This is a genomic window from Streptosporangium vulgare, from assembly GCF_042428775.1.
In the GTDB taxonomy this organism is placed as follows: domain Bacteria; phylum Actinomycetota; class Actinomycetes; order Streptosporangiales; family Streptosporangiaceae; genus Streptosporangium; species Streptosporangium vulgare.
The window spans coordinates 439,807-460,989 of sequence record NZ_JBHMBS010000003.1 but is presented as its reverse complement, the minus strand read 5'-3'; the positions used below and the strand labels follow the sequence as shown (position 1 = coordinate 460,989).

General features: G+C 71.7%; 15 protein-coding genes. 6 read left to right on the top strand and 9 right to left on the bottom strand.

All coding sequences use genetic code 11. The features are described 5' to 3' along the window. Window positions 1–13 precede the first annotated feature (13 nt). The 6 genes from ACFFRH_RS08720 to ACFFRH_RS08695 form a co-directional block, all read right to left on the bottom strand. Window positions 14–826 carry a polysaccharide deacetylase family protein gene (locus ACFFRH_RS08720; protein WP_344744651.1) on the bottom strand — a complete coding sequence of 271 codons (813 nt, stop codon included), beginning with the start codon at window positions 824–826 and terminating at the stop codon, window positions 14–16. Window positions 827–1,258: 432 nt separating this feature from the next. Further along, window positions 1,259–2,551 (bottom strand): homoserine dehydrogenase, encoded by a 1,293-nt coding sequence (locus tag ACFFRH_RS08715; protein WP_344744650.1) that lies wholly within the window; start codon window positions 2,549–2,551, stop codon window positions 1,259–1,261. Window positions 2,552–2,612: 61 nt separating this feature from the next. Continuing rightward, complete coding sequence (gene lysA / locus ACFFRH_RS08710) at window positions 2,613–3,995, bottom strand: diaminopimelate decarboxylase (RefSeq protein WP_344744648.1); 1,383 nt, start codon at window positions 3,993–3,995, stop codon at window positions 2,613–2,615. A gap of 274 nt (window positions 3,996–4,269) precedes the next feature. After that, window positions 4,270–5,082: a neutral zinc metallopeptidase gene (locus tag ACFFRH_RS08705; RefSeq protein WP_386155469.1), complete on the bottom strand. Its 813-nt coding sequence runs from the start codon at window positions 5,080–5,082 to the stop codon at window positions 4,270–4,272. A gap of 42 nt (window positions 5,083–5,124) precedes the next feature. Beyond that, window positions 5,125–5,853, bottom strand: coding sequence for a DALR anticodon-binding domain-containing protein (locus tag ACFFRH_RS08700; RefSeq protein ID WP_344744645.1), 729 nt, complete (start codon window positions 5,851–5,853; stop codon window positions 5,125–5,127). Between the two features lie 122 nt (window positions 5,854–5,975). After that, on the bottom strand, window positions 5,976–7,883 hold the full coding sequence (locus tag ACFFRH_RS08695; protein WP_344744644.1) for a hypothetical protein: 1,908 nt from the start codon (window positions 7,881–7,883) through the stop codon (window positions 5,976–5,978). Window positions 7,884–7,954: 71 nt separating this feature from the next. Between ACFFRH_RS08695 and ACFFRH_RS08690 the strand changes: the two genes are divergently transcribed. Next, window positions 7,955–9,613: an asparagine synthetase B family protein gene (locus ACFFRH_RS08690; protein ID WP_344744643.1), complete on the top strand. Its 1,659-nt coding sequence runs from the start codon at window positions 7,955–7,957 to the stop codon at window positions 9,611–9,613. A gap of 589 nt (window positions 9,614–10,202) precedes the next feature. Next, on the top strand, window positions 10,203–11,924 hold the full coding sequence (gene treS, locus ACFFRH_RS08685) for a maltose alpha-D-glucosyltransferase (protein WP_386155466.1): 1,722 nt from the start codon (window positions 10,203–10,205) through the stop codon (window positions 11,922–11,924). Window positions 11,925–11,991: 67 nt separating this feature from the next. Here treS and ACFFRH_RS08680 read toward each other — a convergent pair whose 3' ends face one another. The 3 genes from ACFFRH_RS08680 to ACFFRH_RS08670 form a co-directional block, all read right to left on the bottom strand. Next, window positions 11,992–14,271: an FtsX-like permease family protein gene (locus tag ACFFRH_RS08680; RefSeq protein ID WP_386155464.1), complete on the bottom strand. Its 2,280-nt coding sequence runs from the start codon at window positions 14,269–14,271 to the stop codon at window positions 11,992–11,994. A 178-nt stretch (window positions 14,272–14,449) separates the two neighbouring features. Then, window positions 14,450–15,199, bottom strand: coding sequence for an ABC transporter ATP-binding protein (locus ACFFRH_RS08675; RefSeq protein ID WP_386155462.1), 750 nt, complete (start codon window positions 15,197–15,199; stop codon window positions 14,450–14,452). A gap of 17 nt (window positions 15,200–15,216) precedes the next feature. After that, window positions 15,217–15,723, bottom strand: a complete 507-nt coding sequence (locus ACFFRH_RS08670; protein WP_344746443.1) for a PadR family transcriptional regulator — start codon at window positions 15,721–15,723, stop codon at window positions 15,217–15,219. Window positions 15,724–15,851: 128 nt separating this feature from the next. On the opposite strand from ACFFRH_RS08670, the gene ACFFRH_RS08665 reads away from it, so the two are divergent. From ACFFRH_RS08665 to ACFFRH_RS08650, 4 genes are all read left to right on the top strand, one after another. Then, window positions 15,852–17,123: an ABC transporter substrate-binding protein gene (locus tag ACFFRH_RS08665; RefSeq protein ID WP_344746442.1), complete on the top strand. Its 1,272-nt coding sequence runs from the start codon at window positions 15,852–15,854 to the stop codon at window positions 17,121–17,123. A gap of 105 nt (window positions 17,124–17,228) precedes the next feature. Further along, window positions 17,229–18,563 (top strand): ABC transporter substrate-binding protein, encoded by a 1,335-nt coding sequence (locus ACFFRH_RS08660; protein ID WP_386155459.1) that lies wholly within the window; start codon window positions 17,229–17,231, stop codon window positions 18,561–18,563. 12 nt (window positions 18,564–18,575) lie between these two features. Then, entirely contained in the window at window positions 18,576–20,291 is a 1,716-nt protein-coding gene (locus ACFFRH_RS08655; protein ID WP_344746440.1) for an ABC transporter permease, read from the top strand. Next, the gene (locus ACFFRH_RS08650; RefSeq protein ID WP_344746439.1) at window positions 20,288–21,163 is read left to right on the top strand and encodes a carbohydrate ABC transporter permease; all 876 of its coding nucleotides are present in this window, start codon (window positions 20,288–20,290) and stop codon (window positions 21,161–21,163) included. The genes ACFFRH_RS08655 and ACFFRH_RS08650 overlap by 4 nt, the downstream gene beginning before the upstream one ends. Window positions 21,164–21,183: the final 20 nt, after the last annotated feature.

Sequence of the window (21,183 nt, the reverse complement as noted above, 5' to 3'; positions counted from 1 at the left end):
CTCGGCGGCCAGGTCACTCCTGCCTGGGCAGGGCGCGGTAGCGGGCGCCGACGGCGCTCTGCAGGGTCCGCACGACCGTGCCGTGGGGCTTACGGCTCGCCAGCCAGTCAAGGAACTGGCCCAGACGCTTGGGAGTCGTCGAGTAGAGGCCGCAGTCGTCGCAGACGCGGTGGAACACCAGCGGGACCAGCCCGCCGCCACCCTTCTCGGCGTTGAGGACCTGCTGCCTCATGTGCCGCAGCAGGGTGTCCTCGCGGACGGAGCCCGGCGTGCGGATGTCGTAGCGGTTCTTCGGGCGGAGAGTCTCGCCGGGCGGGCAGCCGGGGCAGCCCCACTCCTTGAGCCCGCCGACCCCGCGGGCCGCGTCGTAGCCGCACCGCCGCGCCACCGCCATGGCGTCGGAGTCGACCGCGCCGAACGGGTAGGCGAGGGTGGTGGGCCGGTATCCCCACGCCACCAGCGTCCTGCGGTCGTCGCAGATCTGGCCCTCCTGCTCGCTCTGGGTCAGCTCGGTGAGACGGACGTGGGTCAGCGTGTGACCGCCGATCTCGTGGCCCTTCCTGGCGATCTCGGCGAGCCCGCGCCGGGTCAGCTTCTGCTCGCCCCCGACGGTCTCGGTGTTGACGTAGAACGTTCCACGCATGCCACGTTTCTCCAGCATGCGGGCGACGGCGGGGTGGGAGGAGTCGCCGTCGTCGAAGGTGAGCGCGACGACCGTTGCGGCCTTCTTCGCGGGTCGCCCGGTCGTCGCGTGGGCGGCCGGGCCCAGCGCCGCCACGACGGTCAGCGCCGTGGCGAACGCCGCCGCCCGGCGAAAGACCTTCACGGCGAGTTCTCCTTCGCGGAACGGCAAACAAAGCATAAAAGCACCTTATAAGCCGCTAGAGGTCACCAAATGATCCGTTATCAAATGCCCAGGAACCCGATGCCGAGCCGGCATGGCACGACGGCCTCGATCGTCGCGGCGGCCGGGACCGGGCCCCTGGCAGAGCCGTCGTCGGCCCTGACAGCGCCGACGACGGCAGAGCGCGCCCGCCACGAAGCAACACGGACCGACGCCGGACCGACACCGAGCCGACGCCGGTCGAGCAGGCCGAGGCCGAACCGACGCCGACTCCGGGCGGGCGAACACCGAACCAACGCGGGCCGAGCGGGCCGGTCGCGGCGAACTCGCCCGGACCGGCCTGGTCCGGCCCTTGGTCCGGTCCGGGCCAGGCCAGGCCTGGCCCAGGCCTGGCCCGGACCGGCAGGGCATCGGCTAGGAGGCGTCCTCGCCCTCGACACGCATGACGCTCACCACGTCGCGGACGATGTCCAGCTCGCGCAGGCCCTCGATCGTGGCGGAGAGCGCGGCGTCGCTGGCCCGGTGGGTGACGAGCACCAGCTGGGCGTCCGCGCCGTGCCCCTCCTGCCTGACGGTCTGGATGGAGACGTCCTGCTTGGCGAACATGTCGGCGACCCTGGCGAGCACGCCGGGCTTGTCGGCGACGTCCAGGGAGACGTGGTAGCGCGTGACGGTCTCGCCCATCGGGTGCACGACCAGGTCGGCGTACGTGGACTCCTCCGGCCCCCGGGCCCCCGCCAGCACGTTGCGCGCCACGGCCACGATGTCGCCCAGCACCGCGCTCGCGGTCGGGGCGCCGCCCGCGCCCGCGCCGTAGAACATGAGCTGCCCGGCGGACTGCGCCTCGACGAAGACCGCGTTGTAGGCCTCGCGGACCCCGGCCAGCGGGTGCGTCCTGGGGATCATGGCCGGATGCACCCGTACGCCGAACGACCTGCCGTCGTCGGAACGGGCGCAGATCGCGAGCAGCTTGATGACGTATCCCATGGCCTTGGCGCTGGCCACGTCCGTCGCGGTGATCTCGGTGATGCCCTCGCGGTGCACGTCGGCGGCCGTCACCCGGCTGTGGAAGGCGATCCCGGCGAGGATCGCGGCCTTGGCCGCGGCGTCGAAGCCCTCCACGTCGGCGGTGGGGTCGGCCTCGGCGTAGCCCAGCGCCTGCGCCTCCCCGAGCGCGTCGGAGAACGAGGCCCCGCTGGAGTCCATCTGGTCGAGGATGTAGTTGGTGGTGCCGTTGACGATGCCGAGCACGCGGTGCACGTGATCTCCGGCGAGCGACTCGCGCAGCGGCCGGATCAGCGGGATGGCGCCCGCGACGGCCGCCTCGAAGTAGAGGTCGGCGTTACCGGCCCTGGCCGCGGCGTGGACGGTCGCGCCGTCCTCGGCGAGCAGCGCCTTGTTGGCCGTGACGACCGACTTGCCGCTGTTGAGCGCGGCCAGGATGAGCGATCTGGCGGGCTCGATGCCGCCGATCACCTCGACGACGATGTCGATGTCGTCCCGGGTGACCAGGGCCTCGGCGTCCGTCGTGAGCAGGGCGGGGTCCACGTCGGCGTCCCGCCTGCGGCCCAGGCGCCGTACGGCGACCCCGGCGAGCTCCAGCGGCGCGCCGATGCGGGCGGCGAGGTCGTCGGCCTGCTCGTGCATGAGCCTGACCACCTGGGAGCCGACGACGCCGCATCCCAGCAGTGCGACTTTCAGTGCCATGCGGTCACGCCCCCTTTTCGCTCACACCATGGACGGGCTTCCCCCGCCGCTCCGGGTCGTTTCACAGCTGTCCTCTCAGGAGGTCGTCCTCGGTCTCCCGGCGGACGATCACGCGGGACACCCCGTCCTTGACCGCGACCACGGCGGGCTTGGGGAGGTAGTTGTAGTTGTTGGCGAGCGAGCGGCAGTAGGCGCCGGTGCCCGCGACGGCGACCAGGTCGCCGGTGGCGAGGTCGGCGGGGAACCACAGGTCGCGCACGACCATGTCGCCGCTCTCGCAGTGCTTGCCGACCATGCGGGAGAGCATCGGCCTCGCGGTGCTCTCGCGGGAGGCCAGGCGCGCGGTGTAGTCGGCGCCGTAGAGGGCGGTGCGGATGTTGTCGCTCATGCCGCCGTCGACGCTGACGTAGGTGCGCAGGCCCTCGACGTCCTTGATCGTGCCGACCTCGTAGAGCGTCACCCCGGCGAGCCCGGCGATGGCCCTGCCCGGCTCGACGGTGAGCTTGGGCACCGGCAGGCCGGCGCCCCTGGCCACCTTGCTCACGATCTCCCGCAGGTTGTCGGCGATCTCCTTGACGTCGGGCGCGGTGTCGCCCTCGACGTACGGGATGCCGTAGCCGCCGCCGAGGTCGAGCTCGGGCAGCACGACGCCGTGCTCGTCCTTGATCTTGACCAGCAGGGTGGCGAGGCGGGACGCGGCCACCTCGAACCCGGCGGTGTCGGTGATCTGGGAGCCGATGTGGGAGTGCAGGCCGACGAGCTCCAGCTGGGGCAGGGCGAGGATCCGCCGCGCCGCCTCGGCCGCCGCGCCGCTGCTCAGCGAGAAGCCGAACTTCTGGTCGTCGTGGGCGGTCGCGATGAACTCGTGGGTGTGGGCCTCGACGCCAACGGTGACGCGGATCATCACCTTGGGACGCCTGCCGTGCTTGTCGGCGAGGAAGCCCAGGCGGGCGATCTCCTCGAAGGAGTCGGCCACGATGTGCCCGACCCCGGCCTCGACGGCCTTCTCCAGCTCGGCGAGCGACTTGTTGTTGCCGTGCATGGTGATCCGCTCGGGCGGGAACCCGACGCTGAGCGCGACGGCGAGCTCACCGGCGCTGCACACGTCGAGGCCGAGGCCCTCCTGCATGATCCAGCGGGCGACCTCGCGGCACAGGAACGCCTTGCCCGCGTAGTGGACCTCTCCCCCGGAGAACGCGCTCGCGTAGTCGCGGCAGCGGGAGCGGAAGTCTTCCTCGTCCACCACGTAGAGCGGGGTGCCGTGTTCCTCGACCAGGTCCCTGACGTCCGCGCCGCCGATCGTGATCGAGCCGTCGGCGCGGCTCGACGTTCGCGGCCAGATGGTGGGGTCGAGCGTGTTCAGATCGGCGGGTGCGTGCGGAGGGCGCTCCTCGGGCAGCACTTCTGCATGCCGGTCACCGGCGGGGTGGGCGAATCGACTCACCCGATCGAGGCTATCGGACCCGGTGATCCCCCTGAGACGATTGCCCACCCATCGAGACGCGATCAACCCCGAACACGCGAAGTTTTTACGTTATGCGCCACTTTGGCAACATATTTTAACGTCGCATCGCGACACGATCTCCGAGAGAGGGCCGGAGCCGACCCGTTCCAGAGAGACCGGAGAGCCCCGGGAGACCGAAGGGGGCGGGGAAGATCCGGGGCGAGGGACCCGGAGAGACCTGTAGGGACCCGGAGAGACCTACGGGGGGGGGAACCTAGGAGACCCGCTCGGCGGGAGCGGCCCAGGTGTTGCAGGATCCCACGGTGCCGCCCTCCTGGCCGCGCCGCATCCACTCGGCGCTGCTCGCCCCCGAGCCGTGCGACTGCCGGTAGCCCGCCTCCACGCCCTCGTCGGCGCCGGAACCGCGTCCGGCCAGCAGGCGCAGGTCCTCCAGCCGGCGCGGCGCCACGCCGCGCAGCGTCGCCGCGGCGAGGCAGTCGGCCTGCAGTTCGAGCCGTCGCGACCACGCCTCGTCGAAGGTCTCCGAGCCCCTCTGGTCGGCGATCCCGCTCACCTCCTGGACGTGGTGGGCGTACTCGTGCGCGAGCGTGAACATCATCGAGAAGGCCCGCTCACCCTCGACCAGCACGTTGACGACGCGAGGCCCGGGGCAGTAGATCCCGGCCCAGTCGTAGTCGTCGATCCCGCACTCGGCCTCCTCAGGGGCGTCGACCAGCCGCACCTCCTCCGGCGGCTCGTAGTCGATGCCCGCCTGCTCCAGGGTGGCCGCCCACATCCGGTCCAGGCACCCGGCGAGGGCCTTCAGCGACGTCCTGGCGTCTGCGTCGAGGTCTTCCGGAAGGGTGCCGCAGCGACCGCCGACCGGCCCGGTCTCCTGGTAGAGGCGATGCGTCGCCGCGGCCGAACGGGGCGAGCCGGGGGCGGTCCCGAGAAGTTCCCTGAGGTCTCCGCCGAGGTAGGCGAGCCCGCCGATGATGACGGCGAAGGCGAGCAGGGTCGGCAGCACCCGCCGGACCATCCCGGGTCGGCGTGGCTCGTACGCCTCCCAGTCCCGGGGCCCGGCCATCCACCTCTCCCTGATCCTTTTTAAATCCTTTGGGAGGGTCTATCACAATCTGTCGGGTGCCGTCTCGCCAAGCGCCGCCAGCGCCTCGGCCAGCACGTCCCGCACGGCCCGCGCCAGGCGCACCCGGGCGGCGTGGAGTTCCGAGGGCTCCTCGTCCCCCGAGGGAAGCGCGGCGGCCCCCTCGAACGCGTCGTGGTAGGCCAGGGCCAGCTGCTCGGCGTAGGCGGCCCACCCGGGGTCCCGGCTCACCCGCCTGCCGGGCAGCTCGGCCAGCAGCCTGAGCACCGCCCGGTCCCTGCGGTCCTCCAGCAGCTCGGGCCTGAAGTCCCCGCCGACGCCGAGTTCCGAGGCCCAGCGCTGTACGGCGACCGCCCGCGCGTGCGCGTACCTCACGACGAACCCGGGGTTGGCCCACGTCCTGGGCAGGTCCTCCCACGGGGACCCGGCCGCGCCCGCGCCCGCTTTCGTGACCTCGCCCGCACTCGCGCCCCCGCCCGTGATCGCACTCGCGCCCCCGCCCGTGCCGGCGGGAACGGCCGCGCCGATCTCCGTGACCAGCTCGCCGGGCACCGCCACCACGATCTCCAGGAAACCGCCGGGCCGCACCCGGACGGCCGCGACCCCCGGCAGCGCGCGGAGCCGGTCGGCCAGCTCACCGGGGTCCTCGCCCCGGCGCAGCGCGGCCGGGGAGACGTAGAGCGCCTCCCCGGCCCACGTCCCCCTGGGGATCGGTGGCAGGCCGAGGACCTCGCCGAGCGCGCCGGGCGTCATCCCGGCAGCCTAACGACCCCCGGACGGCCGGCGCTCAGGCCAGGCCCTGCGGACCGGCCGAAGCGGCCGGGACGCCCGGACCGGCCGCCGTCACGGCGAGGAACGCGCCCCCGAGGACCCGTTCAGATCAGGGCGTGCGGATCCGCCGGGCCGTAGTCGACGAGCTGGGCCGAGCCGAGCAGCCAGCGGTCGCGGTCGCGGAGGCAGACGTACCCGAAGCGGTCGGCGGAGAAGACCTTGATCCCGTCCGCGCGGCACTGGCGCATCAGCACGTCGGCCCAGTTGTCCGAGACGTCGGCGAAGCCGATGCCCCGCAGGACCGCGCGGCGGGCCAGCAGGGTCGCCCCCGCCACGTCGGGCAGGTAGGAGTACTCCGCCGAGGGCTGGCGCAGCACGGTCGCCGCGACGTCGCGCAGGTGGGCGTAGTAGGCCGCCTTGCCCACGATGTCGGCGTTGGCGAACAGGAAGGCCCGGCTGAGGTCGGCCAGGTAGTGCTCGCCGTACCGGTCGCGGGCGTCCATGACCGCCACCAGGTCGCCCTGGCACAGGTCGAGGGCGCGGTTGAGCAGGCCGCCCGTGGTCAGCTCGGTGTCGGAGCGGCGCACCGCGACGTCCACCCCGTCGGGCATCGCCTCGCGGGCCCGCCCGACGGCGTCCGGGGCGTCCGACAGCAGCACCAGCTGGACGACGCCCTTCTGCGGCGCGACCTGGGCCAGCGCGTAGTCGAGGTCGCCCCGGTCGATCATGATCACCGAGATGTTCAGGGTGGCCCTGCCGCTGGGCAGGCCGATCGCGTCCAGCAGGTCGTCGACCTTGTCGGTCATCGTGCCCGAGGCGTACGCCTGGCGGAGCGCCAGGTGGGCGCGGCGCGCGTCGGGCTCGGTGCCGATGGGAGTGCCGCAGGCGGCCAGCTCGGCCATCCGCCAGGGTTCCGTGCCCGGCGGGCAGTCGACCGCGACGGGCCAGCGGTAGGAGGTGAGCACGTCCGGGTACGACAGGTGCCCGGGAAGCAGCTCCTCCAGCGAGAGCACCCGCTCGAACCGGTCCCCGGCCAGCGGCAGCGGGTTGTGCACGCGCGGCTGGACGGCGAAGGGCAGGATTCCCAGCGAGGGCGTCCGGCGCCCCTGCTCGGGCTCCTGGGCCGCCAGCGCGGCGCCCCACGCCCCCACGGACCTGGGCAGCGCGGTCACGACGTGCTCGAACAGCCTGGCCGCGGCGACGAACTCGGCGGGGGTGCCCTCGGTGTGCCAGAAGACGGTGCGGATGCCCCGCTCCGCGCACCAGGCCAGCAGGCCGCGCAGTCCCTGGTCGGGCCGGCGCAGCTCCTCCGCCCACGGCCCCTCGGTCACCGACTCGACCAGCAGCAGGTGCGGGACCTCCGCGGCCAGCACCCGGGCGAAGTCCCTCGGCGTGAAGCCGGTGGTCTGGCGCCACTCGTAGCGCAGCAGCGCCTCGCCGTGCGGCGCGGCGATCACGGCCGCGGTCAGGTGCGGGCGGGTGTTCGGGCCGGTCGGCACGCGGTACGGCTTGAGCTTCACCGACCTGCCGCCGACGGTCCTGACGGAGCTGGTGGCCTGGAAGGACGCCCCGGGGGCGGGCGCCTTGTCGCCCGCCTTGCGCGGCACCGGCTGGCGCTTGGGCGCGGTCGGGCGCTTGGCCGGCTTGGCCGCCCCGCGCAGGCCGCGCGCCAGCCGCACCGGGTTGCTCTTGCCCGTCTTGATCGCGTCACCCAGCCGCGACCAGCGGGCCACCTGCACCGAGGAGAGCTTCCACCTGGCCACCTCGGCCTGGTAGCGCTGCTCCGCCAGGTCCTTGCGGAGCTTCTCCTCGGCCGCGTTCGCGGCCTCCAGCCGCTCCTCGGTCTCGCTCAGGAGTTCCTTCACCCCGCGCAGTTCCTCGGCCGCACGCTCCGCGTCGGCGATCTTGGCCTGTGCAGCCTCAAGCAGACGGGCCAGCTCGGAAGCCCTCTCCGCGTGCGCCACCGCCTCCCGCAACGCCTGTCGTGTGCTTTCGAGTTGCTCGCCCGCCACGCCGTCCTCCGTTTCGTGAGCCGGGCGAAAGGATACCCTTTGGTCAATCGCGACACAGAGGAGTCAGCACGGTGCAGTGGCCGACGTTCAATGTGAGGCCGTACGTCTGCGGCGGCATCGGACACCTCGACGAGGCCGTCCTGGAGACGCTGCGCGGGGCCGGGCCCCGGGTGAGACCCGCCGTACAGGCCGGGAACGCGGCCCTGTTCAGCTCCTCCCCGCTGCCGCCCTACCAGCGGGACGAGCGCACCTGGGCCTTCGCCTGGGGGGAGCGCACGCCCGGCGGGGCGGCCCCGTGGATCACCGTGGCGGAGACCTACGAGACGCCCGGCCTGATCGACGACGGTGAGCGGATCACGCTGCACGCCGGAGGTCTCGGCCTCGTCGATGTCTACTACCTCTCCTTCGGCGGGGCGGTCTACTTCTCCTCGCTGCTGGAACCGCTGCTCTCCCTGGCGCGCACGCCGTACGAGATCAACTGGGACGCCTGGGCCTCGATCATCCAGCTCACCTTCCCGCTGCGCGACGACACCCCGTACACGCAGGTGAAACGGCTGTCGGGGGCGAGCGCGCTGGTCTTCGACCGGGCGGCGGGCCGGGTCGGCGTCGAGCGGCTGCTGCCCCGGTGGCTGCGCGAGGAGCCCTACGAGGCGGGCAGGACCGCCGGGGAGATCCTGGAGATCCTGCACGAGGTCTACAAGGAGTTCGACGGGCGCCCGCTGCTGGTGCCGGTGAGCGGCGGCTACGACTCGCGGCTGCTGTGCTCGGTGGCGGTGGCGCGCGGGGCCGACGTGGAGTCGTGGACGACCAGCCCCGACGACGGCACCGACACCGACATCGTCTTCGCCAAGGCGATCACCCGCGAGCTGGGCGTGCGCCACCGGGTGATCCCCCAGGACGCCGCCGCCTACCCCGACGACGCGCTGGCCGCGGCGCGGCGGCTGGAGTTCCTCACCCCGCACCACGCCTGGTACACCCCCTTCGCCCGCGAGGTGCACAAGGCGGGGCGGACCCTGGTCGACGGGCTCGCCGGCGGGCCGCTGCTGAAGAACTTCATGGTCAGCGGGGCCGCACTGGATGCCTCCACGCAGGCCGAGCGCAAGGCCGCGCTGCTCGGCTCGCTCACGCTGGGCTCCCCGTCCGTGCCGTTCCTGTCGGAGGAGGCCGAGGCCTGGATCACCGACAGCGTCGGGCACGCCTTCACCCAGTCGACCACCATGCTCAACGGCCACCGGGCGGAGCTGCCGCTGTCGGTCCTGCACACCAGGACCGCGCGGGGCATCGCCCGCTCCCCGGTCAACCTGGTCGGCCCCGAGGTCTCGTTCGCGGCGCCGTTCATCCACCCGGCCTTCTTCGACGCGGCTCTCTCGGTCGGCGTGCACCGCAAGGACCAGGGGCGCTTCTACCGCGAGATCCTGTACGCGGCCGACCCGCGCGTGGCCGCGCTGCCCTCCACCAACGTGGTCAAGCAGCCGCTCCAGCGGATCCCGCTCCGCTCGGCCGCCGCGCCCGCCAGGGAGTACGGGCACCGGATGCTCACCCGGGTCGCCGACACCGTGCCCTCGCTGCTGTCGGAGCAGCTCCACCTCGTGGTCGCCGAGGGGCCCGACGCGCTGGCGCGGTTCAACGGCTGGAACGACCGCTTCTGGGTGCGCGGCCTGGTGCTGTTCGGCGCCTGGCTCGGCGACTACCGGGACAACCTCCCCGAGCTCACCCCTCCCTGGGCCTGACCCGCCCCTCCCCGCGCCCGGACCACCCCGTCCCGGGCGTGGGACCCACCCCTCCGCGGGCCTGGAGTCCACCCCTCGCGGGCCCTCGGCCCACCCCTCCCCGGACCCGCCCCGGCCCCTGTGACCTACCCGCCGAACCCCTATGACGTGGTCCGGCGGGGTCTTTCCGCGCCTTCGGAAAGCGAACCTGGAACCCCTCGGCCGAGGGCCGGCCCGTGCCCTCTCCCGGCGGTGCGCGTACGGGCCTGAGCTGCGGACACGGTGCGGGACCGCTCTCTTGGGGCGTGTCATGTTTCGCGCAGGAAAACAGTGAGCGACGCGGCGATTACGCGGCCACGGCGCGATGCGCGCGGCGATTCCGTGGGACGGCGGCGGCGTAGCACGCCAAGGGGGGTTCCAGGGCGTCAGACGGCTGGTAGTGTTCGGCCCAGAAAGCGCCACAACGGACGGTCCCGAATCACAAATTCGGCCCGGCCGAGAGCATGGAGCTCGTGGGGATGACGGCTCCCGCCGGCGCGGTCACCAAACATCATCAGCCGGAGCATCCGGTGACTTCGTCCTGCCCTCCATCACCGTGAGCGAGAACACGATGAATCCATCCCCCCTGCCCTCCCCCTCCCAGGACTCCGTGGCCGAGGACTTCGTCTCCGCGGACCCCCAGTGGTACAAGCGCGCCGTCTTCTACGAGGTCCTGGTCCGCGGGTTCAAGGACTCCAACGGCGACGGCACCGGCGACCTGCGCGGCCTCATCGAGAAGCTGGACTACGTCCAGTGGCTCGGCGTCGACTGCCTGTGGCTGCTCCCGCTGTACGAGTCTCCCCTGCGTGACGGCGGATACGACATCTCCGACTACATGAAGATCCTGCCGGACTTCGGCGACCTCGGGGACTTCGTGGAGCTGATCGAGTCGGCGCACAAGCGTGGCCTGCGCATCATCACCGACCTGGTGATGAACCACACCAGCGACAAGCACCCCTGGTTCCAGGCCTCCCGCCACGACCCCGAGGGGCCGTACGGCGACTTCTACGTCTGGTCCGACGACCCGGCCGGGTACCCCGACGCGCCGATCATCTTCATCGGCGCCGAGGAGTCCAACTGGACCTACGACCCGGTCCGCAAGCAGTACTACTGGCACCGCTTCTTCCACCACCAGCCCGACCTGAACTACGAGAACCCGGCGGTCCAGGAGGCCATGCTGGAGGTCCTGCGGTTCTGGCTGGACCTGGGCATCGACGGCTTCAGGCTCGACGCGGTGCCGTACCTCTTCGAGCGCGAGGGCACCGACTGCTCCGGCCTGCCGGAGACCCACGCGTACCTGAAGAAGGTCCGCGCCGAGGTCGACCGCCTCTACCCGGACCGGGTGCTGCTCGCCGAGGCCAACGGCTGGCCCGAGGACGTGGTCGAGTACTTCGGCGACCCCTCGGTCGGCGGCGACGAGTGCCACATGGCCTTCCACTTCCCGCTCATGCCGCGCATCTTCATGGGGGTGCGGCAGGGCAGCCGCGAGCCGATCTCCGAGATCATGTCGCGGACGCCGAAGCTCCCCGAGAGCGGCCAGTGGGGCATCTTCCTGCGGAACCACGACGAGCTCACGCTCGAGACGGTGACCGAGGAGGAGCGCGACTACATGCACGCCGAGTACGCCAAGGACCCGCGCATGCGGGCCTACCTCGGCATCCGGCGCCGGCTCGCCCCGCTGCTGGAGAACGACCGCGACCAGATCGAGCTGTTCACCGCGCTGCTGCTGTCGCTGCCCGGCTCCCCGGTCATGTACTACGGCGACGAGATCGGCATGGGCGACAACATCTGGCTGGAGGACCGCGACGCGGTCCGCACCCCGATGCAGTGGAGCCCCGACCGCAACGCGGGCTTCTCCAAGGCCGACCCCGGGCGCCTGTACCTGCCCGTCGTCATGGACCCGATCCACGGCTACCAGGCGGTCAACGTGGAGGCGCAGCAGAAGAACCCCGCGTCGCTGCTGCACTTCACCAGGAACATGCTGGCGATCCGCCGCGACCACCAGGTCTTCGGCACCGGCGTCTACAACGAGCTGTGGTCCAGCAACCAGGCGGTGCTCAGCTTCGTCCGCGAGGACGGCGACGACCTGATGCTGTGCGTCAACAACCTGTCGAAGTACCCGCAGCCGGTCGAGCTCGACCTGCGCCGCTTCGCGGGCATGATCCCCGTCGAGGCCAGGGGCGGGGTGCGGTTCCCCCCGGTGGGCACCCTGCCGTACCTGCTGACCCTGCCCGGTCACGGCTTCTACTGGTTCTCGCTCAAGAACTCCGACACCCCCGGCATCGACGTCTGAGCCCTCTTGAGCCCTTTTTGATACGCCCCCGGGACGGTCACCGTCCCGGGGGCGTCCGCGTTCCGGGCTATCGCGCGGCGACCGGGACCTGGGCGCGGGCCGCGCGCCCGGCCGGGATCAGCGTCACCAGCAGGGCGGTCCCGACCGCGACGAGCATCGCGACGGCGAGCGTGAGGACCGAGGGCGCACGGCCGATGCCCGCCCCGACGCCGCTGGTGTGCCCCTGCAGGTCGATCAGCCCGCCGACCAGCGAGGCACCCGCCACGGCGCCCGCGACCACGCCCAGCACGATCAGCAGGCCGGTCCCGGTGACCAGGGTGGCGGCCACCTGCCGGGGCGTGAGGCCCATGGCCTTGAGCACCGCGAGGTCGAAGGCGTGGTCACGCAGGCCCAGGGCGCTCGCCGTCAGGAGGTTGGCCAGGCCGAGCAGGGCGAGCACGACGATCAGCGCCACGATCACCACGCGGATGATCGCGAGCCGTTCGGCCGGGTTGACCACCCGCTGCACCTCCAGCGCCTCACCCGAGGCGATCAGCAGCCGCGCCCTCACCTCCGCCGGATCGGCGCCCGGCCTGAGCACCAGGCTGTAGAACTGCGGCGGCACCGCGTCCTTGGCCGCGAGGCTGTCGATCCCGAAGGAGAGCACCTCGCCGTCCTGGTCGGGCTCCACCACCCGGCCCACGAGGTGCACGATGAGCGGGGTGCCGCCGACGGTGAGCCGGACCCGGTCACCGATCTTCACGTCCAGCAGGTCGAGCAGCCCCTGCCCGGCGACGGCCTCACCCCTGGCGGCGTACATCCGCCCCTCGACGACCGAGAAGGGGTACGGCTCGGCGGAGGTCCCGGCGGCGCGGGCCAGCACGCTCCTGGTCTGCTCGGGCTCCAGCGCGGGCACCTCGGTGCCGGGGTAGACGGCGAGCACCTCCGGGTCGGCCCTCGCCATCCGCAGGGCGTCGTCGGCCGGGAGCTTGTCCGGGCGCACGGTGAGCGCCGCCGCCTGGCCGACCCGCTCCGGGTGACGCAGGAAGTCGTCCAGGGTGGCCCAGCAGCCGAGCCCGATGGTGATCATCATCATCGGGACCGCGACGCCGAAGATGCTCAGGAACGCCGGGACGCGCCGGGTGAAGGCGTCGCGGGTGCCCAGGACCAGGGCCGGGGGCAGCCGCACGAGCAGCGCCAGGCGGGCCAGCCGCGACAGGTGCCCCCTGGGCGGCGCCGCGGGGGCCGCGGGGATGGGCGGGGTGCGGCCGCCCCGCCAGGCGGGCAGGGCCACCGCCACCAGGACCACGGCGGCGGTGCCGCCGGCGATGGCGAGCAGCGGGACCGGGGAGAGCGGCAGGATCGGCACCCCGTCCAGGACGAACGAGGCGGCGACCTGCCCGCAGACCAGCCCGATGACGATGCCGAGCAGCCCGAGCGCGCCGTGCTCGGCCATGAGCACGCCGAACACCTGGCCCCGGGTGTAGCCGAGGGACTTGAGGGTGGCGATGTCGCGCGTCTGGCTCAGCACCCGGCCGCCCACCGCGTTGGCGATGGCGAGCGCGGCGGCGACCAGCCCGGTGATCCCGAACAGCGCGAGCAGCAGGCCGAGCAGCCGGTTGTCCAGCTCCATCGAGGCGCGGACCTCGCGCCAGGTGGACATCCGCTGGATCTGCCCCTCCAGGAGCGTGACGGCGCCGTGGACGGCGGGCAGCGTGGCCTCGCCGTCGGCCAGGCGCAGCCCGGTGACCGACTCGCTGCGGCCCAGCGCGGGCTCGACCCTCGCCAGTACGGGGGCGAGCGTCCAGGCCAGGCCGGGCGTCCACTCGGGGTAGAAGCCCTGGTCGGCGCTGTCGGCCAGGCCGACCACGACGAGCGGGTGGGTGGCGCCGTTGAGCGCGGTCACCGGGAAGAGGCCGCCCACCCTGAGGGAGAGCGCCCTGGCGAAGGAGCGCTCGACGACCACGCCGTCGTTGTCTCCGGCGCGGAGCGCGCGGCCCTCGCGGATCAGGGGGACGGCGACCTTCGGCGGCGTCGCGGACATCTCCCGCAAGGCCACCGGCGACTTCTTCCCGTCCAGCGTGAGGGTGACCGGAGCCGACCGGTAGGGACCGGCCACCTGGACCACGCCGGGGAGTCTCGACAGCGCGGCCGGGTCGGGGGCGTCCTTGGTGTGTATCCACACGTGCGCGCCCCTGGACTCGGCGAACAGCCCGCGCCAGGGGTTGGTGCCGTCCTCCAGCAGGGTCGCGGAGGTGATCAGGGCGGTGACGATCCCGGCCACGGCCAGCACCGTCAGCAGCGCCTGCGCCCTGCGGGCCCTGAGGTCGGCCCGGATCCACCTGACGGAGGCGCGTACGGTGCTCACGGCGACGTCCTCCGCACGGCTCGCGGAGCCCGCGGAGACCGTACGGCCCGCGGAACACGAGGCCGTGCGGCCCGCGGAGACCGTACGGCCCGCAGAGCACGAGGCCGGGCGGCCCGCGGAGACCGTACGGCCCGCGGAGCCTGTGCGGCCGCGGGCCGGGGGGGCTGGGGGCGCACCGTCAGCCTCTCAGCTCGACGACGTCGCCCGCGCTGCCCTTGGGGCGGCGGCGGACCAGCCCGGCGCCGCCGTCGTCGACGATCTGGCCGTCCAGGAGGGAGACCACCCGGTCGGCCAGGCTCGCCACCCTGGCGTCGTGGGTGACCAGGATGACGGTCTGGCCCTCGCGGTGGACCTCGCCGAGCAGGCGCAGCACGTCGCGGGTGTTGCGGCTGTCGAGGTTGCCGGTGGGCTCGTCCGCGAGCAGCAGGCTCGGCTCGTTGGCCAGCGCGCGGGCCAGCGCGACCCGCTGCTGCTCGCCCCCGGCGAGCTGGGAGGGGGCGGCGTCGGCGCGGGCGGTGAGGCCGAGCTCGCCGAGGAGGTACTCGCGGCGACGCCGGGCCTCGCGCGTGGAGGCCCCGGCCAGCAGCGCGGGCAGCTCGACGTTGTCGGCCACCGTCATGTTGGCGACGAGGTTGAAGAACTGGAAGACGAAGCCGATCCTCCGGCGGCGCAGCAGCGCCCAGGCGCTCTCGTTGAGCGTGTCGGCCCGCTGCCCGTCGAGCCAGATCTCGCCGCTGGTCCTGGCCTCAAGGCCGCCGATCATGTGGACCAGGGTGGACTTGCCGGAGCCGGACGGGCCCATGACCGCCACGAACTCCCCCGGGCTCACCCGCAGGTCGACCCCCCGCACCGCGGGCACCGGCACCCCGCCGTCCTGGTAGATCTTGACGAGATTGACGGTTTCGACCACGGGAGCCGCTTCGCCCACGGGAACCACGGGAGACGTCAACTCAGGTCCTCCTGGCAGCGTTCGAGCCAGTCGAGGTCGGCCTGGACGTGCAGCATGGCCCCCTCGACCAGCAGGAGCGCGACACGGTTCTCCGGGTCGGTCCGCTCGGCGAGCTCGTTGAGGTCACGCATGAGTCCGAGGTAGTGACGGCGCTGGCGGTTGATCATCGCCATCCTGTCGGCGATGCCGGTCATCGGGGCCAGCACGAGTTTCATGAAGAACTCGTCCCGGACCCTGGGCCCCTCGGTGGGCTCGTCCACCCACGTGTCGAGGATCTCGCGGCCGGCGGCCGTCAGGTAGTAGACCTTCTTGTTCGGCCGGTTGGACTGCTCGACGTCCACGGCGCGCACCAGACCGTCCTTCTCCAGACGGCCGAGCGTGACGTAGATCTGCCCGATGTTCGGAGAAGGGTAGGCGCCGCCGAAAATCTGTTCAAGTGCCTGTTTGAGCTCATAGCCGTGGGCAGGTTCCTTCGCGAGGAGCGCCAGCAGCGTCAGCCGCACGCCCCACCTCCTCGGAGAGCTCGTTACGTGAGCGTTACGGGGTTATCCGTTGACGGTGATGTTATCGCTATGCATAACATGCATGCATCTACCTAACACGTATGTAACCAACTGGAAACCGGGAGGTCATGGTGCGCCGACCCATCCCCGCCGCGCTCGCCGTGCTTCTCGGGCTTCTCGTGACGGCGTGTTCGGCGGCCGGCGCCCAGGAGACCGAACGGTTCGGCGGGACGGGTCCCTTCACCCTCGTGATCGGTCGTCCCGCGACCGCCTATCTGCAGTCGCTGCTCGACCGGTGGAACCAGACCCACCCCGGGGAGCGGGCGACCCTGCTGGAGCTCCCCGAGGCGGCCGACGAGCAGCGGGCGCAGATGGTCGCCAACCTCCAGGCCAGAAGCGACCGCTACGACGTGCTCGGACTGGACGTGATCTGGACGGCGGAGTTCGCCGACGCGGGCTGGATCCTGCCGCTGGAGCGGGCGATGTTCCCGCTCGACCGGTTCCTGCCGCCGGTCGTCGACACGGCCGTCTACCGGGGCAAGCTCTGGGCGGTCCCGTACACCAGCAACGCCGGCCTTCTCTTCTACCGCAAGGACCTGCTGGCCAAGGAGGGCCTCAAGCCGCCGAGGACGTGGGGGGAGCTACGCGACCAGGCGCGCGCCCTGCACGAGAAGTACGGCATCGGCGGCTACGCGGGGCAGTTCCTGGCCTACGAGGGCCTCACCGTCAACTTCGCCGAGGCCGTGCAGTCGGCGGGCGGGCAGATCCTCAGCCCGGACGGCACCAAGGTGACCATGGACGTGGCCAAGGCGAAGGCCGGCCTGGACTTCCTGGTGGGCGGCTTCCGGGAGGGGTGGATCCCGCCCGAGTCGCTCTCCTTCAAGGAGGACGAGGCACAGCTCGCCTTCGAGGAGGGCAGGCTCGCCTTCGCCCGCAACTGGCCGCACACCTACGGACCGGCCACCACCTCGGCGGTCGCGGGCAAGTTCGGGGTCACCCGGCTTCCCGGGGCGAACGGGCCGGGAACGGGCTCGCTCGGCGGCTACAACCTCGCGGTGAGCGCCTTCTCCAAGCGGCAGAAGTCGGCCACCGAGTTCATCCGATACTTCACCAGCCTGGAGAACCAGCGCAGGGTGCTCGCCGACGGCTCGTTCCCGCCCGTGTGGGCCGAGTTGTACGACGACCCCGGCCTGATCAAGCGTTTTCCCTACCTGCCGGTCCTGAAGCAGAGCATCCTCTCCGCCCGGCCCAGGCCCGCCAGCGCCAACTACGACCAGGTGAGCCTGGCGATCGCGAGTGCGGTCTCCAACGCCCTCACACCGCCCTTCACGGAACACGACAGCGAGGACGTCGTCTCCTCCATGAAGGGCCAACTCGAAGAGATCATCCGGGCTCAATGACGCCGGGGTGATCCCCGGCAGAAGCCGTCATCCCCATTTCGGCTGCTTGTTCGTCCTATATATCCCTCTATTTCATGCCTCAACGTCTCAGGAGGTCTGTTCAGCATGCGCAGAACCATTGCCGCGGTGACGACGGCGGGACTCGCTCTGGCGCTCGCCGCGTGTGGCGGCGGCGAATCGGCCGCCCCGGCACCGGCCGGGAGCGACGGCGCGTCCGCGCCCGCCCCGGCCGCCGCCGCCAAGACCCTCGAAGGGGTGACCGTCGAGGTCGCCGCCAAGTGGACCGGCGCCGAGCAGGCCAACTTCGAGGCGGTGCTCAAGGCGTTCCAGGCGAAGACCGGCGCCAAGGTCACCTACGCCTCGACCGGCGAGGACACCGGCGCCTACCTCGGCCCGCGCATCGAGGGCGGCAACCCGCCGGACGTCGCGATCCTGCCCCAGCCCGGCCTGGTCCAGCAGTACGCGGACCAGAAGGCGCTCAAGCCGCTCACCGCCGAGGTCCAGAAGCAGATCGACGACAACTACACCCCGTACTGGAAGGAACTCGGCTCCGCCGACGGCCAGTCCTACGGCGTGCTGGTGAAGGCGGCCCACAAGTCGCTCATCTGGTACCGCGACCAGGCCTTCCAGGACGCGGGCGCGACGCCCCCGGCCACCTGGGACGACCTGATCAAGACCGCCCAGACCGTCGCCGACTCCGGCACCCCGCCGTTCTCCCTGTGCGGCGCCTCCGGCTGGACCCTGACCGACCTGTTCGAGAACGTCTACCTGTCCACCGCGGGCCCGGAGAACTACACCAAGCTCTCCAAGCACGAGATCCCGTGGACCGACCCCAGCGTGACCACCGCGCTGGAGAAGATCGCGCAGCTCGTCGGCAAGAAGGAGTTCCTGCTCGGCGGCTCCGCCGGCGCCCTGCAGACCGACTTCCCGACCTGCGTGACCCAGGTCTACGGCCAGGACAAGTCGGCGATGGTCATCGAGGCGGACTTCGTGGGCGTCACGGCCGAGCAGTCGGGCGCGAAGCTCGGCGAGGAGGCCAAGTACTTCCCGTTCCCGAAGGCCGGTGAGACCGAGCCGGTCGTGCTGGGCGGCGACATCGCGGTGGCGCTGAAGGACTCCAAGGGCGCGATGGCGCTGCTGGAGTTCCTCGCCTCCAAGGAGGGCGGCGAGGTCTGGGCGAAGCTCCCCGGCTACCTCTCTCCCAACCGCAACGTCTCGCCCGACAACTACCCGGACGAGCTGACCAAGAAGCTCGCCGAGACGATCATCGCCGCCGGCGACGCCGTCCGCTACGACATGTCCGACCTCGCGCCCAGCGCCTTCGGCGGCACCGACGGCAAGGCCGAGTGGAAGTTCCTGCAGGACTTCGTGCGCGACCCCTCGGACGTCAAGGGCACCCAGGCCAAGCTCGAGGCCGAGGCCAAGAAGGCCTGGAAGTAAGGGAGAGCGGCCGTGACCGATCGGTTAGACGGCCCGCGGGATTCGCGTGGCGGCGACGCCGCCCGCGACCCCTCCTCCGGACCGGACGACACCCAGCGGCCGGCGCAGGACGCCGGCCCCACCCCCACCCCGGAGACCGCCCCCGAGCCCCGTACGACCGGCACCGGAGCCACCGCGCGCCCGGCGGACACCGGAGCCCCCTCACCTCCCGCCGGCGGTGAGAACCCGGAGGCCCCCGGGTCCTCCGGGACGGCGGCCTCCGGCGACGGGGACGGCCACCCGGCCCTGGCCGACGTCAGGTCGGACGACCCGGCCGACGCCGGTCCGGGCACCCCGGGCACCCCGGCCGCGGAGCCGGTCGCCGAGCCGGAGCTCGCGACGGCCGGGGCGGCGGCTCCGGCCGCGGCACCGGCACCGGCACCGGCGCCCGCCGGGGCCTCCCGGCTGGGACCGTCGCCGACGCTGGCGCTGTGGTTCCTGCTGCCGGGCGCGCTCGTGCTCGGCGTGATGGTGATCTACCCGATCATCTACTCGATCTTCCGGAGCCTCTACGACGCCAGTGGCGGCACCTTCGTCGGGGCGGACAACTACGCGACGATCTTCAGCGACTCCTCCACCCTGACCACGATCAGGAACAACCTGATCTGGGTCGCGGTGGCTCCCGCGCTGGTCACCGTGATCGGCCTCGTCTTCGCGGTGCTGACCGAGCGGATCCGCTGGGCGACCGCGTTCAAGCTGGTCGTGTTCATGCCGATGGCCGTCTCGCTGATGGCCTCCGGCGTCATCTTCCGCCTGGTCTACGAGCAGGCCCCCGACCGGGGCGTGGCCAACGCCGTGATCACCTCGGTGACCGGCCTCTTCGGCTCGGACCAGGGCTATCCGGACGCCCGTCCCAGGGAGAACGACCAGTCCCCGGTCGCCCCCGGGCAGGGCGGCGGGGTGGTGGCCAAGCAGCCCGCGCAGCCGGGACAGGTGGTGCTCCTGCCGCTCGTGGGCGTGAAGCCCGCCACCCTCGCCTCGGCCTCGACGGCGAAGGCGGCCCAGCCGGCCCCCGGCGAGCTGGCCGGGACGGTCTGGTTCGACTTCACCCAGGGCGGCGGCGGCGCGGCCAACCAGGTGGACGGCACCGAGAAGGCCCTGGCCGGGATGACGGTCGAGGCGGTGCAGAACGGCGCCGTCAAGGCGACCGCCACCAGCGAGGCCGACGGCACCTTCCGCTTCACCGGGCTCGCTCCGGGCGACTACCAGGTGCGGCTGCCGCAGTCGAACTTCGACGCGGCCTTCGCCGGGATCCCCTGGCTGGGCCCGACACTGATCACCCCGGCGATCATCGGCGCGTTCATCTGGGTGTGGGCCGGGTTCGCCATGGTGCTGATCGCGGCCGGGCTCGCGGCCATCCCGCGTGACGCGCTGGAGGCGGCCCGCATCGACGGCGCCACCGAGTGGCAGGTGTTCCGCAAGATCACCGTCCCGCTGCTCTCCCCCGTGCTGCTCGTCGTGTTCGTCACGATGATCATCAACACCCTGAAGGTCTTCGACCTGGTCTTCGTCATCGCGCCGGGATCGGTGCAGCCGCAGGCCAACGTGATCGCGCTGGAGATGTGGCGGGTCTCGTTCGGCGGAGGCAGCAACCAGGGGCTGGGCAGCGCGCTCGCCATCTTCCTGCTGGTCCTCGTCCTGCCCTTCATGATCATCAACATCCGCCGGTTCAGGAGGGACAACCAGTGACGACCTCCACCCTTGGCGCCCCGCCCCGCGGCACCCTCGGCAGGATCGTGGACCGGCTGGGCGGCGGCCTGGTCCAGGCGGTACTGGTGGTGGTCGGCCTGTTCTGGCTGGTTCCCACCCTGGGCCTGTTCGTGGTCTCGATCCGCGACGAGACGGCCAACAACTCCACCGGCTGGTGGACGATCCTCACCAAGCCCGCCGAGCTGACCTTCAAGAACTACTCCGACCTGCTCGCCACCGGGTTCACCGCGTCGTTCTGGAACACCGTGTTCATCACGGTGCCCTCGACCGTCCTGGTGATCGGCATCGCCGCGATGGCGGCGTACGCGTTCGCCTGGATGGAGTTTCCCGGCAGGGACGCGCTGTTCCTGGTGGTGGTCGGCCTGCTGGTGGTGCCGACCCAGATCGCGCTCATCCCCATCGCGAAGCTGTACGGCTCCGCCGGGATCTTCGGCTCCATCGCGAGCGTGGTGCTCTTCCACGTCGCCTTCGGCCTTCCCTTCGCCATCTTCCTGCTCCGCAACTTCTTCGCGGGCATCTCACGCTCGCTGCTGGAGGCGGCGCGGATGGACGGCGCGGGGGAATGGAAGATCTTCTCCACCGTGGTGTTCCCGCTGGCCAAACCGGCGGTCGCCTCACTCGGGATCTTCCAGTTCCTCTGGGTCTGGAACGACCTGCTCGTCTCGCTGGTCTTCGCCAACACCGAGAACCAGCCGATGACCAAGGCCCTGCAGTCCCAGATGCGGCAGTTCGGGACCAACGTGGACATTCTCGCGCCAGGAGCTTTCCTGTCACTGATTATCCCGTTGATCCTCTTTTTCGCCTTCCAGCGTTATTTCGTGCAAGGAATGATGGCTGGCTCGGTGAAGTGAGTTACAGGGGCAGGCCCGGT